Below are 15965 nucleotides of genomic sequence, written 5' to 3'. Positions count from 1 at the left end.
TGGGCATCGCATATGACCACTAAAAACAATAAATATTAACAGATGAAAAAAATAATTGTATTACTGATTTTAAGCATAAGTATGAATGCTATGGCGCAAATCCACAATCCAGTAAAGTGGACGACCAAAACCGTTAAGATTTCTGATACAGAATACGAATTAGTAGCAACAGCAACCATCGAAGGAGAGTGGCATTTATATTCACAGTCTGTGCCTGACGATGGTCCCGTTCCAACAAAATTTGTTTTTGAAGGTAATGGCAATTACCTAAAAAAGGGCAACACAAGTGAAGGCAAGGGACATGTAATAGACGATCCTGTTTTTGGGATGCGCATTAAATATTTTGGACATAAAGCAGATTTTAAACAGCGTATTAAATTAAAATCTAAAGAAGATTTTGATGTAAAAGCAACCGTAGAATTTATGGTGTGTAACGATACCCAGTGTTTGCCTCCAAATGAAGTCGATTTAGAGTTTAAAGTCGTACAATAATTGAAACTATTTTTAACAACCAAGATAGCAATGAAAAGATTCCTTACTTCACTACTACTTCTAATTAGCTTTTTTAGTTTCTCACAGATGATTCCAGAAGTGAAATGGAAGACCTCTGTAGAAAAACTGTCTGATACCGAATATAATTTAATAACAACAGCTGTTATTCCATCTGGGTTTCATTTATACTCTCAAGCGGTGCCAGACGGTGGTCCCATACCAACTAGTTTTATCTATGATGACGCCAATGGAGCTTTTAAAATAATAGGCAACACTACAGAAGAGGAAGGTCATACGGTGAATGATCCTGTTTTTGAAATGGAAATTAAGTATTTTGAAAACAAAGCCGTATTTAAGCAACAGGTAGAAATTTTAGGAGATAAAACAACATTAGACGCAATTGTTGAATTTATGATTTGCGACGATGAACGTTGTTCGCCTCCAACGGAAGTAGATTTAGTGTTTGAGCTTTCAGGTAAAGCAAAAGCTAGTGTAGCAGAATCATCGGTTGGTGCTGAGGTTAAATCAGCATCAGGAAAAGAATCTAAAAAAGGATTATGGGCCATATTTTTCATAGCATTTTTATCGGGGTTCGCAGCCTTGTTAACACCTTGCGTGTTCCCAATGATTCCAATGACAGTTAGTTTCTTTACCAAGCAAAGCAAAACAAAGGCAGCAGGTATTAAAAATGCCATTATTTACGGTATCTGCATCATTGTTATTTATGTGTTATTGGGTACTGCTGTTACGGCCATTTTTGGAGCAGATGCGTTAAATGCGTTAGCGACCAATGTATGGTTTAATATCATCTTCTTTTTACTATTGGTAATTTTTGCAGTGTCCTTTTTAGGGGCTTTCGAGATTATGCTACCCAATTCTTGGGCCAACAAAGTAGACTCTCAAGCCGATAGAGGAGGCCTAATTGGTATTTTCTTCATGGCTCTAGCATTGGCAATAGTATCCTTCTCCTGTACAGGCCCTATTGTAGGAACCTTGTTAGTAGAAGCTGCTTCCAAGGGAGGATTGGCTCCTATCATTGGCATGTTGGGGTTCTCATTGGCTATAGCCTTGCCCTTTGCACTGTTTGCAGCTTTCCCAGGGTGGTTGAATTCCCTACCCAGATCAGGAGGATGGCTAAATACAGTGAAAGTAGTTTTAGGGTTTTTAGAACTGGCTTTAGCGTTTAAGTTTTTATCACAAGCAGATTTGGTTCTGCAAGCCCATATTCTGGAACGGGAGGTGTTTATAGCCATTTGGATAGCTATATTTGGAGCCTTGGCATTTTATCTTTTCGGAAAGATACAGCTACCACACGATTCCCCGTTAACGCATATTTCTGTAGGGCGTTTAGGGTTAGGTCTTTTTGTGTTGGCATTCACTATTTATATGATTCCGGGACTTTGGGGTGCTCCTCTAAACTTAATTAGTGCATTTCCACCTCCATTAGAATATAGCGAGTCTCCTTATGGGGTTGGATATTCTAAAGTAGTAAGTGGTTCGGGATCTGCAAATGCACACAGTGACCTACCAGATGGAGCGCATTTATTGGCTCCCCATGATATACTAGCGTTTAATGATTACGATAAAGGATTGGCTTACGCTAAGAAAGTAGGAAAGCCGGTTATGATTGATTTTACTGGCTGGGCATGTGTAAACTGTAGAAAAATGGAACAGAACGTATGGCCCAAGGAGGGTATTTTGAATATTTTGAAGAACGATGTCGTTTTAATTTCATTGTATGTAGACGATAAACGTAAACTTCAAGATGATGAAGTTGTGGAATCTCAATTAAAACCAGGGAAAAAGCTAAAATACATTGGTCAGAAGTGGAGTGAGTTACAAACGATTCGGTATAAGGCAAATTCACAGCCATTTTATGTACTTATGGATCACGAAGAAAATAATTTAATAGACCCTGTGGCTTATACCCCAAACGCAGATGATTACCATGCTTGGTTAAAAAAGGGTATAAGCAACTTTAGTAAATAAAAATAATCAAATAACAGCTAACCAATAAAAACAATAAAACTTAAACTAATGAAAAAAACACTGTATGTTGCTGCAATAGCTTTGGCATTTGTAGCTTGTAAAGAACAAGCGCCAAAAGATTATGTAACCTTATCAGGAACTATAACCGATAAAAATTCAGATTCCTTATTGGTGCGTTCCAGAACGTATCAAAAGAAAATAGATGTTAAGGCCGATGGCACTTTCTCAGATACTTTAAAAATTGAAAAAGGTACCTATAACTTATTTGATGGTAAGGAATCTACAACCATATTTTTAGAAAATGGATTTGACATTAAATTAACATTAGATACCAAACAATTTGATGAAACGATCACTTATTCCGGTATTGGAGAAGCCGTCAACAATTATCTGGCGCAAAAAGCTCTGTTACAAGAAAAAGTACTTTATAATTTTGATCTGTACGATTTAGAAAAGTCCGATTTTGAAAAAGAGACGAATGCCGTTTTTGAATCGATGACAGTTTTATTGGAATCTACAAAGAATTTGGATTCAACGTTTGTAGCAGGTCAAAGCAAACAAATTGATGGTCTTAAGAAATATGTAGTTACAAATTACGAAGACAAGCAGTATACAAAAACGGTATTGGCAGCAGGTATGCCATCGCCTAAATTCTCCGATTATGAAAATAATGCAGGAGGAACAACATCGTTTGATGATTTAAAAGGAAAATACCTTTATGTTGATGTGTGGGCAACGTGGTGCGGGCCTTGCAAAAGAGAAATTCCATTTTTAAAAGAAGTGGAGGAAAAATACCATGGTAAGAATATTGAGTTTGTTAGTATCTCCATAGACAAACAGGCTGATAGGGAAAAATGGAAAACCATGATTGCCGATAAAGAACTTGGAGGTACCCAATTGTTAGCAGATAATGACTGGAGATCTAAGTTTGTACAAGATTATAAGATAAAAGGGATTCCCCGATTTATTTTAATTGGTCCCGATGGTAACATTGTGTCTGCCGATGCTCCAAGGCCTTCAGATAAACGACTAACAGATCTGTTTACTGAACTAAAGATATAAACGATAAATAGTTTTAGTTGATTGTTTTAGTGAAAAGAATTGCTTTAATACAATTTATACCTTAAAAGTATTAAAGTGATTCTTTGTTAATTTTTAAACTATGAATGCACTCAATACTCTTAAAAACGTTTTCAAAAAAACTAAAAGTTCAAATCTGGAATCCTATTTTAAACCATTTAGAGATAACATTGTTGGAATTGACCAAGAGTTTACTTCCCCTTATGGTAAACAAAAAATAATTTATTCCGATTGGACAGCTAGTGGCAGGCTTTATAAGCAAATAGAAGACAAATTGCATCATGAGATAGGACCATATGTAGCAAATACCCATACCGAGACCTCAATTACGGGATCGGCCATGACCATGGCTTACCATGACGCAAGAAATATTATTAAAAAACACGTTAATGCCTCTGGGGATGATGTGTTGATTACAGTTGGAACAGGAATGACAGGTGCAATTAATAAGTTTCAACGTATTTTAGGTTTAAAGGTGTCCGAGAACCTCAAAGATTATACTCAGGTACCTGAAACATTACGTCCTATTGTGTTTATTTCTCATATGGAACACCATTCCAATCAAACCTCATGGTTGGAAACAATAGCTAGGGTAGAAGTGATTCCTTGCAATAGTGAAGGCCTTATTTGTTTGAAAAGCTTTGAAGCTTTGTTGCAAAAGCATGCCGATTGTCCAATAAAAATAGCTTCGGTAACGGCCTGTTCTAATGTTACAGGAATAAAAACTGATTATCATAAGATTGCTGGACTAGTACATAAATATAATGGGTTGTGTTTTGTTGATTTTGCCTGTTCGGCTCCCTATGTTACAATAGATATGCATCCTGAAAATGATGAGGAATATTTGGATGCTATTACTTTTTCACCACATAAATTTTTAGGAGGTCCAGGAGCATCGGGTGTACTTATCTTTAATAAGAAACTATATAAGAACATGGTTCCCGATAACCCAGGAGGTGGTACAGTGTCCTATACGAATCCATGGGGAGACCATGATTATATAGATGATATCGAAACCCGTGAGGACGGTGGTACTCCAGGGTTTTTGCAGGCCATTCGTATTGCATTGGCCGTTCGTTTAAAAGAGCAAATGGGCGTAAAGCAAATTTTAGATCGTGAACATGAATTGAACAAGCGCATATTTAAAGCACTTTCTAAGATTAAGAACTTGCATATTCTTGCAGAAAAGCAGATAGATCGTTTAGGTGTGTTTTCATTCTATATTGACGATGCACATTATAATTTGGTCGTAAAGTTATTGAACGATCGTTTTGGGGTTCAAACCAGGGGTGGATGTTCTTGTGCTGGTACTTATGGACACTTCTTGCTCAACGTTGATTTACCAAAATCAAAAGCCATTGAACAAAAGATTTTAGAAGGATGCCTGATTGAAAGACCGGGATGGATACGTATGTCGATCCATCCAACGATGACCAACGATGAAATTGATTTTATATGTAATGCGATTAAACAGGTGGCCAAAAACATAAAGGTTTGGGAGGCAGATTATGAATATAATGCATCGAAAAATGAATTTATCCATAAAGGTAACAAAGTAGTAGAAAAGGAAATTACTAAAACATGGTTTAACTTATAATATTTAAAGGTTATGTCAGAAACAATAGAACATGTAAAATGCTTAATCATAGGTTCGGGACCAGCGGGCTATACCGCTGCGATCTATGCGGCACGGGCCAATATGTCGCCTGTACTGTACCAGGGCACCCAACCGGGAGGCCAATTAACAACAACGAACGAGGTAGAGAACTTTCCCGGTTACCCCGATGGCGTTACCGGTCCGGAGATGATGCTTGAGCTGCAAAAGCAGGCGGAGCGCTTCGATACCGACGTGCGAGACGGCTGGGTGACAAAGGTAGACTTTTCAGGCCCCGTCCATAAGGTATGGGTAAACGACACCAAGGAGATCCATTGTGATACGGTTATCATTTCTACCGGGGCCTCGGCCAAGTACCTTGGGTTGGAATCCGAGCAAAAGTATTTGAAGTTGGGCGGCGGTGTTTCGGCCTGTGCGGTGTGCGACGGTTTTTTCTACCGCAACCAGGAAGTGGTGATCGTAGGGGCAGGCGATTCGGCATGCGAAGAGGCGCACTACCTCTCGAAGCTATGTAAGAAGGTGACCATGCTTGTCCGCAGGGACGAGTTTAGAGCCTCCAAGATCATGGAGGCCAGGGTAAGGAACACCGAGAACATCGATATCCTTTTCAACACCAATACCGATGAGGTTTTAGGTGACGGTCAGGTGGTAACGGGCGTTCGCGTAAAGAACAATGTCACAGGAGCTGTTAGCGAGATACCCGCCACAGGCTTTTTCGTTGCTATAGGGCATAAGCCCAACACCGATATCTTTAAGGACTATTTGGAACTGGATGAAACGGGCTATATTATTAATGTACCAGGTACCTCTAGGACCAATGTAGAGGGTGTTTTTGTATCGGGCGATGCGGCCGACCACGTGTACCGCCAGGCAGTGACGGCAGCAGGTACCGGTTGTATGGCAGCATTGGATGCAGAACGGTATTTGGCAGCTAAGGAAGCTGAGGTTCACGTTTAAAATAATTAACCTAGTTTTGAATATAACAAAAGCAATGTGTTTTCACATTGCTTTTGTTATATATATAAATGGTTTGGAAGCTGTGCGTGAGTTATTGTTATATTAACAAAATGATTTTAGAAAGAAGTAGAATTATATTATAAAAGCTTTATTTCTGCTTCAGTAAGCAAATCATTAAAAGCGTTATTATCTACCATATCTAATATAATTTGGTCAGACTTATAATTTCTTAAAATATTGCTAACGATGTTGCTGTAGTAATGCATACCATGAAGTACATTCGTTAAAGCCTGTATTAAATCTTCATACAAAAAGTCATTTTTAATTAAAAAACCATGAGGTTTTAGCATTTTAATGTTGTTGTAAAGTTTTCGGTCATCATCTTCAGATGTTAAAATGATGAATTTTGTACGAGGATTTAGTTGTTTTATTTTAATTCCCAGGTCAATCCCCGATGGTATTTCGGGTCTATTGGTACTATGTAAATTGTAGTCTAATAGAACCATATCATAAGGAGCTTCCTGTAATGTTTCATTAATTTTTATGTCGGCAGCAATATAATCATGAGCAATATCTATATTAAATTCGAATGTGTTGTTTCCTGAAGCAGTTTGGTTTAGAGCCATTTTATAAGCTTCAATGATAATGGGGTAATTTTCTATGATGAGAACATTTAACGGTTGAATCATAACAATAACGATTTATAATGTGCTATTTGCTGGATTTTAGCAAACGGGGCTAATCTATTAGGTTTGTACGAAACAGTGTGAGGGAAACGCCTTGAATTTGTTAAGGTGTTTCCTTAGAAATTTATGGTCAATTTAAAAGTTGTAGAGTCAAAAAAGAAGAACAGTGAATCTGAGGGACTATTCTAAAAACAAAAAGGCCGCTCAAGTAAACTTAGTGATTTTTTAATTTTAACCTTTGCACTTGTTTTATAGAGGATACTTAGGAAGCAACGACTCTTCCTAAAATGCGTTCCAAAAGACTAAGTAAAATAATAACTGCGTCACCTCCAGTTTGTAAACAGGTTCTTGAATTGCATAAAATGGAAGGTTTAAATATCAAGAAATGGCTCAGCTATTGTGAGTTTTATATAATCGAACAACTCATATGTGTAACAAACCTATGGACTTTCAGTCCATAGTGGTTTAGTTTTAAGTATTGGGTACACTAATAAACGGCTGATACGTGTTTTATAATCTCGTCTAATTCTTTTGACACCTCATAAGCCATTGCCCTTAAATTTGGAATACGTCGTTCGTCTTTTGAAAAGCTTTTATAATTATCTTTCATAATTGAAATCTGTTTTAATAAATTATTTTCAGGGTTTAGCAGTATTCTTTTGGCTTCAATCTTAAGATTAATTTCATTTATATGATTCTCTATATCAATCAATTCTAGGCGTAGTTTGGCCCGTTTTGCTTTTTCGAGTTCACAATTTTTCTTTTTATGTGTAAGATTGTTTATGGATTTTTTTAGATCCGTTACCTCCTTTTGTTTTTTGAGCTTAACTTCAACATATTCAAGTTTGGTGTTTTTTAATTCAGTTATTGTACGCTTAATGTTTTCTTGTATTCTTGTAGTAGGAATTAATTCTTTATTTAACATATTTTTCTCACAAATTAAATAAGTTCGAAGGTCTGCTTTTTATTTTAAATTACGTCTTAAAAAACCGTTAATTTTGGTTATCTATTAAAAAATTAAGAAAATAGCTGAATTTCATGAGTCAAACTATTTAGACAGTTTGATAACAACTAAAGAAGGCTATAATAGTTTTGCTAATGAAGGCATTTAAAATGTAATGCTTATTTCTAATAGTAACAATAAAGGTAAATAATTTCAAATTAAAGAAGAATTATATTACATATTCATTATATTAGTACACAGTGAATTCTTGGACTGAATATTATTTTACAGAAGATTTAACTCTATGAATTAAACTTGTAAATTACACTTTGAACATTACCACTAAATTCCTCAAATGAAAAATGTAATGGCATTTCTAAACCGAAAATTAGTATATAACTCTGTAACTGACAGTTCCGTTTTTATGCTTTAGAAAAATGAGATATTTAAAACTAACTCTTTTACTTTTATCAATAACTTGTTTCGGACAAAACGATACGGTCTTTATACGGAAGAATATAAAGCATTATCCTGAGAAGGCAGTTTACAAGACCGACACAATAGTATTTGAAACTCCCAATGCACGCAATATTTTAATCGGGAATGATATTTTAACCCAAACCTCCAATCAACAAGGAGCAAAAGGCTATGGGATTTTCTTTGAGAGTTTTAATGTTAAGGGCTGTCGAGAAAGTGAAATGCCCCAACCAAACAAAGTCATTAGAATTGGAAAAAGTAAAGAGGAATGGAATATAACAATACTTGCTTACACTAATTGTTGCCAAGATTTCCTCGCTGATATAAGTGTTGAAAATGGTAATACTTTGGATTTAATTTTTCATAATTATGGTATGTATTGTTCTTGTACCTGTCCATTTGAATTAACATACAAACTCAGGATTATGGAATTTGAAGATTTAAAAAAAGTTAAATACTTGACAATAAACGGAAAAACTAAAACTGAATTAAAATAAAAAATGCACTACAACACAATCGAAATGCAGCCGCCATTATTCCTGAACATTGTATATAAATTACCAGAAAATCTTAACCAATGATAGAATTTATAAAAGCCCTTAACACCTGGTTTCGAAACTTTATGCTGGATGATGTTGATAAAGACTATGGAAAAATATTACCCTATCAAAAGGTCTCTTTGCTCATTGTCCTTTTTATCAGTGGAAAATTATAGGGATTTAATTCAATAAATTAACATGACCATGAAACTAATTATCCACTTCTTATTTGTTTTTACGATTACATTAGCATTTTCCCAACAATCTCCAAAGGTTATTTTAAATGATTCCAGTAATCTAAAACTTTCTCAGTTGAAGATTAGTGTAAACATCACGGGAAACTCTGCAACTACTACCTATGACATGAGCTTTTATAATGGATTGGATAGAACATTAGAAGGTGAATTAGTATTTCCATTGGGGGAAGGTCAAGCTGTATCACGTTTTGCCATGGATGTCAATGGAAAACTACGTGAGGCCGTAATAGTTGAAAAAGAATTAGCAAGAGTAGCCTATGAAAGTACAGTGAGACAAAATATAGATCCGGGGCTATTAGAAAAAACAGAAGGCAATAATTATAAAGCCAGGGTGTATCCCATTCTGCCTAAATCATATAAGCATATTGTAATCACTTATGAACAAGAATTATTCACTTCTGGTGAAAGACTCATTTATGAGCTGCCTTTAAGTTTTAATGAGACTATTGATCAGTTTTCAATGACCATTGAAGCATATACCAATAGAACTCCGACAATCGAAAACATAGATTATAATAATTTCTTTTTCAGAAAAAAGGGGGATATGTATAGGGCATATTTTGAGGACAAAAGATGCATTCCGAATAAACCGATAATTGTTCAAATCCAAAACAAGTTTGGCCATGAAAACATACTAACTTATAGTGACTATTTCTATATCAACAAAACCCTGAATCCTGATTTAAAATTAAAAGGAAAACCAAAAAATGTGACTATTCTTTGGGACGCTTCCTATTCCATGCGCAATCGAAATTTAGAAGAAGAATTAAAACTATTGGGGAATTACATCAACTATTTGGAGGATATAGATATAACCTTTATAAATTTCAGTAATGCAGTTCATTCCAATACTATATTTAAAATTAGAAATGGAAAATGGAGAGGTTTAAAGGAGTATATCAAAACTATTACTTATGATGGCGGCACTTCGTTTAACCTTTTTGAAAATTTAAACCTGAATACAGATGAAGCACTTTTGTTTTCAGACTGCTTGTCGAATTTAGGAATCTACTCAAAAGAGTATAAAAATCCGGTTTACACGATTAATTCTATTGTCTCTGCTAATCACAGTAACCTCAGCACCATTGCCACTAATTCTGGAGGCAACTATATTAATCTAATTCGACTTCAACACCAAGATGCACTTCAACTTTTAAAACATGAAACCTTCCAATTTTTAGGAATAGCAAATAATACTTCTGTCACAGAAGTTTACCCAAATACAAACACCAATATTACTAATGATTTCTCAATTACAGGGAGGTTTTCAAAAGACACGGAAATAGAACTTTTATTTGGATATGGTGGAAAAGTCACACAGAGGATTCCAATTGTTATTGGGGCTTCTGAAAGTTCCAAATTGGTAAAACGTCTGTGGGCCAAACAAAAGCTTAAAGACCTAAATCGTGATAAAAAACAAAATAGAGAGCTTATAATTGAGCATTCAAAACAGCATCATCTTATTTCAGATTATACATCAATGCTTATATTGGATAGATTGGAAGATTATGTGCGTTACCGTATAGAACCACCACAGGAACTTAAACAGGAGTATAAACAACGAATCAAAGATTTAGACGACCTTAAAGCTGAAAACGAAGAAGAAATACAAGAAAGAAGAACCGATTTGTTTGGTGATTATGAGGATATTAAAAAGTGGTATGCTACTAAATTTCCGCTAAAGATTAGTGAAAATAAAAAAACAACACAAAACCAACAAGAGAGAAATACCAACACCGACAATATCGATGTAAGTGAAACTTCTCGCTCGCAAAACACATCTCCAATAAACCAAGAAAGAGATCGAACTTTTGTTGACTCCACAAAACGAGTGGTTCGAGGTCAAGTGCTTGACGCTTCAGGAATACCATTAGCAGGAACGAATATTTATGTTAAAGGAACTTCACGGGGAACCCAAACAGACTTTGATGGTAATTTTATCATTAACGCAGAAGAAAATGAGGAATTAGAGATTTCATATATTGGTTATATAGTAAAAAATATTACTGCTGAAAATTCTAATATAAACATCAAATTAGAAGAAGATAGTTCGACACTGGATGAGGTTGTGGTTGTCGGTTATGGCGTTCAAAAAAGAGCCTCTGTAACAGCTTCTGTTACAACTGTAGTTGCTCAATCTTTAGCTGGGCATGTTTCTGGAGTACAGGTAACAGAAGAATCCAACGATTCTGAAACTGCAATAAGAGGTAATGCATCTATAGCCAATAATTCTCCACTTTATATTGTGGATGGCGTAGTTTCAGAAACGAATCCTTTAACAAACTTAAAAGCAGAAGATATAGAATCCCTTCAAACATTAAAAAATGAAGCAGCCTCCTCTCTATACGGTTCAAGAGCCAGTAATGGTTTAATTATCATAGTAACTAAGGATGGTAAAGAAAAAAACCAAGAAGCTATTGATAAATTGAATGAAGAAATATCTGAAAAGATAGAACTAAAACCATGGAATCCAGATACACCCTATATTCCTATTTTGAATAGAGAATCGACAATCGAAGCAGCATACAAATCCTATTTGAATATACGAATTAAATATGCCAACAGTCCTTCCTTTTTTCTCGATGTTTCAGATTTCTTTGATCAAAGAAATGCTCCTGAATTAGCCATTAGGGTTTTAAGTAACCTTGTTGAGGTCGAACTTCATAATCATGAATTGATGCGTGCATTGGCATATAAATTGGAATACTTTAAACAATATGGCTTAGCTGTGTTTGTGTATGAAAAAGTTCTTGATTTAAGGCCAGAAGAGCCACAATCTTATAGAGACTTGGCTTTAGCATATGAACATACGGGAGACATCCGAAAAAGCTTTGACTTGCTATATAAAATCTACAATGGGGATTTATTGGAGAAGGATGAAGATGAGCGCTTCTATGGCATAGAGCATATCGCATTTATGGAATTAACCCGACTGGTATCCAAATATGGGGATGAGCTTAAATTGAGTGATGAGCAACAGCAGCGATTTTCTAAAATGCCATTGGATCTGAGAGTGGTTATTGATTGGAATCATAACGATACCGATATTGATTTATGGGTGATTGACCCTAATAACGAAAAAGCATACTTCAGTCACTCTAAAACTAAAATTGGAGGAAGAATGTCTGAAGATTTAACCGAAGGCTATGGTCCAGAATCCTTTATACTTAAAAATGCAATAAGGGGTAATTACAAAGTTATGGTAGATTATTTTTCGGATAATGTTCAGAAAATATCTGGACCAACAGTTTTAAAAGTAACCTTATTTACGAATTACGCCAAACCTAATGAACAAAAGGAAACTATTATTGTAAGGTTGGACAAGGAAGAAGATGAGATTGAGGTTGGAAATTTAAAATTTGAGAACTAAAAAATCTGCTACTAAATAAAGTATCATTAACGTTTTAATGTCTGGTTTTATAACATGTCAGTTTTTATCAGGGGTCCTATAGTAAGTGGTCCTACAAACTTTTTTTATGTGTATAACCACCCTAAAGGGAAATTAAAAGCAAGCAAAATATTTCGTTGCACAAGAAAGTTAAATAAATTGCTAGCTTTTATGATATTAATTATTTAGACAATCTAATTTATAGCATCTATTAGGAAATTCAGTTTCTTAGATGAAAGTGACATTTAAATAAGAATTGGTAAAAATTAGAATTACAATAGTAAGAAAAAACAACTATGGTGGTGGTGTTTGCAATAACTTTATTAACTTTAAACTCTCTCTCAAACTAATTATTAATAGCTCATTATAGAATTATTTTAAAAATTAAACCTGATGAGGTTTTTAGCAACATATGCCATTATTTCAAACATCAGTATTAAAAACATATTTGGCCCAACAAGATGTAACCATTGTAGAACGTGCCTATAAAAAATACACCAAGTATTTTCATAATGCTACCATTCAGGAGAATATCAAAAACTCTAAAGAAGAACAATATCAGGCAAAGTTTCTGGACGAGTTGTTTGTAAACGTCTTGGATTACACCCTAAATCCAAAACCTGATTTTAATATTACAACCGAGTTTAAAAACCAAAAAGGAGCCGGTAAGGCAGATGGTGCCATTTTAAAGGAAGCAAAAGCCATTGGTGTTATTGAGCTCAAAGGGACAAATACCAAAGATTTAGAAAGCATTCGTAAACAAGCGTTCGACTATAAAGCCAACCAAAAAGGCTGTGTCTATGTAATCACATCCAATTTTGAGAAGTTACGATTTTACATTAATGATGCTACCGAGTTTTTGGAATTTAACCTATTTCAGTTAGCACCAGAAGAATTTGCTTTAATGTATTTATGCTTACAAAAAGACAACATTCTTAACCATGTACCGCTAACCATTAAAGAAGCCTCTTTGGTAGAGGAAGACAAGATTACCAAACAGTTTTATAACGACTATTCCGTATTCAAGCGCGAACTCTTTAGAGACCTCGTAAAACGAAATGCCAAACGTTTAAAACAAAATGTCATTGCGAGCGAAGCGCCGCAATCTCATAATGAGGACGATAGTAACGAACTAAAAGCACTCGAAAAAAACGTCAAACTATCCCTGTTCAAAAAATCACAGAAGCTCATAGACCGTTTTCTGTTCATTTTCTTTGCTGAAGATAGAAACTTGCTACCACCAAACTCAACCATCCAAATTCTGGACAAATGGAAAGCCGATATCGATTTTGGTGATGAACGCCCATTATACGGCTTGTTTAAACAATATTTTCACTTTCTCGACCAAGGCAGAAAAGGCACAACCTCAAGAGCCGAAATATATGCCTACAATGGTGGTTTGTTTAAACCAGATACTATTCTCGATAATTTGGAAATAGATGATGAGTTGTTGTACAAACATACCTATAAACTCGCTAAATACGATTTTAGCAGTCAGGTGGATGTCAATATTTTAGGGCACATCTTTGAAAACTCACTTAACGAGATTGAAAGTGTAAATGCCGAAATTGAAGGGGGTGAGTTCGATAAGCAAAAAAGTAAACGTAAAAAAGATGGCGTATTCTACACGCCCAAATACATTACAAAATACATAGTAGAAAATACGGTAGGCAAATTGTGCCAAGAGAAAAAAGAAACATTAGGCTTTAAGGAAGAAGCCTATTTTGAGGTAAAGAAAGGCACACACCAAAACACCAAAAAGCAACTATTAGAGGTTTTAGATAACTACAGAGAGTGGTTACTGCAAATAACTATTTGCGACCCTGCTTGTGGCTCTGGAGCATTTTTAAACCAAGCCTTGGATTTTCTCATTAAAGAACACCGTTACATTGATGAGCTAAAAGCTAAAGTATTGGGTGGTGGCTTAATATTAAGCGATATAGAAAACACCATTTTAGAAAACAATATTTATGGGGTGGACCTCAACGAAGAATCGGTGGAGATTGCCAAACTATCGCTGTGGTTGCGTACCGCACAACCACGCCGTAAGTTAAGCGATTTAAGCAGTAATATTAAATGTGGCAACTCATTAATTGACAGCAAAACCGTAGCGGGCGATAAAGCCTTTAATTGGCAGGAACAGTTTCCCCAAATATTTGCAAACGGTGGCTTTGATGTAGTGATTGGGAATCCACCCTATGTTGCAAGGTCTCTTGACGACGGTACAAAAAAATATATTAACAAACATTTTCAAACTGCCCAATATCAAATTGACCTATATGTATCGTTCATGGAAAAAGGAACTGAAATTTTGACTAATAATGGAGCCATAAGCTATATAGTTCCAAATTCTTGGTTGAAAAATCTTAAAATGTCTGATTGTAGAAAGTATGTGCTAAATAATCTTCATTTTACAGTTATAATTCCAAATTTAGATAATGTATTTCCTGATGCTTCTGTGGATACCTTGGTGTTTGTTGCTCAAAAGAACATTAATACTATTGGGAAGATAGATATTGTTGAGATTGCTGAAAAACAAACATTTTTGAAACACGAAATAAAGCAGGATAGATTCTTAAATAATGAGGGATACATATTTGATGTTGAAATAAGCGAATCTATTTTGCCAATTATTCAAAAAGTTAGAAGCGAAGCTATTTCTGTTGGAGAAATTATGGATGTTACAAGAGGTGTAAATCCTTATGATAAGTACACCGGTCAAAGTGCTGAAGTAATTAAAAATAGAGCTTACCACTCAAACTACAAGAAAGATGAATCATTTGTTCCAGAATTAAAAGGAAAACACGTTAGTACCTATAATTATAATTGGGATGAAGAACATTACATAAGTTATGGAGAGTGGTTAGCTGCACCGCGTCAGGAGAAATATTTTAAAGGTCCAAGAATTGTTTTTAGAGAAATATTAGGAAAGACACTGGTTAGTACTTTGATTAGAGAGCAATTCATTATTGACCGTAGTTTGTATATCGCCCGAATAGACGATGAGACTCAATCAAACTTCATTATTGAATACATAATTAGTATTTTAAATTCAAAATTAATGTCATTCTATTTTCGTTATTCAAATAATGAGTTCGATACTTTGTTTCCAAAAATAAGAGTTGCAGAATTTAAAAAGCTTCCTATTAAAATAACCAAATCGGTTGTTCAACATAAGGCAAAACTTTTAGTGGATGATTTATTATCAGCAAAGTCGAAACTAATTACTACGGTTGATAAATTCAAAACATTCTTTAATCATAGCTTTTCATTAAACAATATTCCGCGAAAACTCGAAAACTGGCACGAGTTAAACTTTGCAGACTTTATAAAAGAACTCAACAAAATCATTAAAAAAGCTGTAGGTACACCACTATCCAAAAAAGATGAGTTTGAGTGGCTGGAATTGTTTGAGGACAACAAGAAAAAAGCCCAAGAGTTACAAACCCAAATCACCCAAAAAGAAAAAGCTATAGATGAATTGATCTATTATTTATATGGCTTAACACAAGAAGAACGAGAAATTGTTGAAAACAGTTAAA

The 15965-nt window shown here is 35.0% G+C and carries 11 protein-coding genes; 9 read left to right on the top strand and 2 right to left on the bottom strand.

What is annotated here, in order from left to right:
• Positions 1 to 42: 42 nt before the first annotated feature.
• The 5 genes from ABD792_RS02150 to trxB all read left to right on the top strand — a co-directional run bounded on the left by ABD792_RS02150 (position 43) and on the right by trxB (position 6133).
• Positions 43 to 492, top strand: a complete 450-nt coding sequence (locus ABD792_RS02150; protein WP_345004105.1) for a protein-disulfide reductase DsbD domain-containing protein — start codon at positions 43 to 45, stop codon at positions 490 to 492.
• 30 nt (positions 493 to 522) lie between these two features.
• Complete coding sequence (locus ABD792_RS02145; protein ID WP_345004102.1) at positions 523 to 2481, top strand: protein-disulfide reductase DsbD family protein; 1959 nt, start codon at positions 523 to 525, stop codon at positions 2479 to 2481.
• A 48-nt stretch (positions 2482 to 2529) separates the two neighbouring features.
• Positions 2530 to 3543, top strand: a complete 1014-nt coding sequence (locus ABD792_RS02140) for a thioredoxin-like domain-containing protein (RefSeq protein WP_345004100.1) — start codon at positions 2530 to 2532, stop codon at positions 3541 to 3543.
• Positions 3544 to 3643: 100 nt separating this feature from the next.
• The gene (locus ABD792_RS02135; protein WP_345004097.1) at positions 3644 to 5158 is read left to right on the top strand and encodes an aminotransferase class V-fold PLP-dependent enzyme; all 1515 of its coding nucleotides are present in this window, start codon (positions 3644 to 3646) and stop codon (positions 5156 to 5158) included.
• Positions 5159 to 5170: 12 nt separating this feature from the next.
• Positions 5171 to 6133, top strand: a complete 963-nt coding sequence (gene trxB / locus ABD792_RS02130) for a thioredoxin-disulfide reductase (RefSeq protein WP_345004095.1) — start codon at positions 5171 to 5173, stop codon at positions 6131 to 6133.
• 137 nt (positions 6134 to 6270) lie between these two features.
• Here trxB and ABD792_RS02125 read toward each other — a convergent pair whose 3' ends face one another.
• Both ABD792_RS02125 and ABD792_RS02120 read right to left on the bottom strand, forming a co-directional pair.
• Complete coding sequence (locus tag ABD792_RS02125) at positions 6271 to 6822, bottom strand: response regulator (RefSeq protein WP_345004093.1); 552 nt, start codon at positions 6820 to 6822, stop codon at positions 6271 to 6273.
• 484 nt (positions 6823 to 7306) lie between these two features.
• Positions 7307 to 7744 carry a hypothetical protein gene (locus ABD792_RS02120; RefSeq protein WP_345004092.1) on the bottom strand — a complete coding sequence of 146 codons (438 nt, stop codon included), beginning with the start codon at positions 7742 to 7744 and terminating at the stop codon, positions 7307 to 7309.
• Between the two features lie 455 nt (positions 7745 to 8199).
• Between ABD792_RS02120 and ABD792_RS02115 the strand changes: the two genes are divergently transcribed.
• From ABD792_RS02115 to ABD792_RS02100, 4 genes are all read left to right on the top strand, one after another.
• A complete protein-coding gene (locus ABD792_RS02115; protein ID WP_345004091.1) occupies positions 8200 to 8736 on the top strand; it encodes a hypothetical protein in 537 nt (178 codons plus the stop codon).
• 80 nt (positions 8737 to 8816) lie between these two features.
• Complete coding sequence (locus ABD792_RS02110) at positions 8817 to 8954, top strand: hypothetical protein (protein ID WP_345004090.1); 138 nt, start codon at positions 8817 to 8819, stop codon at positions 8952 to 8954.
• Positions 8955 to 8982: 28 nt separating this feature from the next.
• Positions 8983 to 12405, top strand: coding sequence for a VIT domain-containing protein (locus ABD792_RS02105; protein WP_345004089.1), 3423 nt, complete (start codon positions 8983 to 8985; stop codon positions 12403 to 12405).
• 430 nt (positions 12406 to 12835) lie between these two features.
• The gene (locus tag ABD792_RS02100) at positions 12836 to 15964 is read left to right on the top strand and encodes an Eco57I restriction-modification methylase domain-containing protein (protein WP_345004088.1); all 3129 of its coding nucleotides are present in this window, start codon (positions 12836 to 12838) and stop codon (positions 15962 to 15964) included.
• Position 15965 lies beyond the last annotated feature (1 nt).

Source organism: Snuella lapsa (assembly GCF_039539345.1).
GTDB lineage: Bacteria > Bacteroidota > Bacteroidia > Flavobacteriales > Flavobacteriaceae > Snuella > Snuella lapsa.
This window is presented reverse-complemented; position numbering and strand designations above follow the sequence as displayed.

Excerpts from the sequence above, each read along its gene's own strand:
- ABD792_RS02150 (WP_345004105.1), top strand. The coding sequence starts at position 43 with ATGAAAAAAATAATTGTATTACTGATTTTAAGCATAAGTATGAATGCT.
- ABD792_RS02145 (WP_345004102.1), top strand. The coding sequence starts at position 523 with ATGAAAAGATTCCTTACTTCACTACTACTTCTAATTAGCTTTTTTAGT.
- ABD792_RS02140 (WP_345004100.1), top strand. The coding sequence starts at position 2,530 with ATGAAAAAAACACTGTATGTTGCTGCAATAGCTTTGGCATTTGTAGCT.
- ABD792_RS02135 (WP_345004097.1), top strand. The coding sequence starts at position 3,644 with ATGAATGCACTCAATACTCTTAAAAACGTTTTCAAAAAAACTAAAAGT.
- trxB (WP_345004095.1), top strand. The coding sequence starts at position 5,171 with ATGTCAGAAACAATAGAACATGTAAAATGCTTAATCATAGGTTCGGGA.
- ABD792_RS02125 (WP_345004093.1), bottom strand. The coding sequence starts at position 6,822 with ATGATTCAACCGTTAAATGTTCTCATCATAGAAAATTACCCCATTATC.
- ABD792_RS02120 (WP_345004092.1), bottom strand. The coding sequence starts at position 7,744 with ATGTTAAATAAAGAATTAATTCCTACTACAAGAATACAAGAAAACATT.
- ABD792_RS02115 (WP_345004091.1), top strand. The coding sequence starts at position 8,200 with ATGAGATATTTAAAACTAACTCTTTTACTTTTATCAATAACTTGTTTC.
- ABD792_RS02110 (WP_345004090.1), top strand. The coding sequence starts at position 8,817 with ATGATAGAATTTATAAAAGCCCTTAACACCTGGTTTCGAAACTTTATG.
- ABD792_RS02105 (WP_345004089.1), top strand. The coding sequence starts at position 8,983 with ATGAAACTAATTATCCACTTCTTATTTGTTTTTACGATTACATTAGCA.
- ABD792_RS02100 (WP_345004088.1), top strand. The coding sequence starts at position 12,836 with ATGCCATTATTTCAAACATCAGTATTAAAAACATATTTGGCCCAACAA.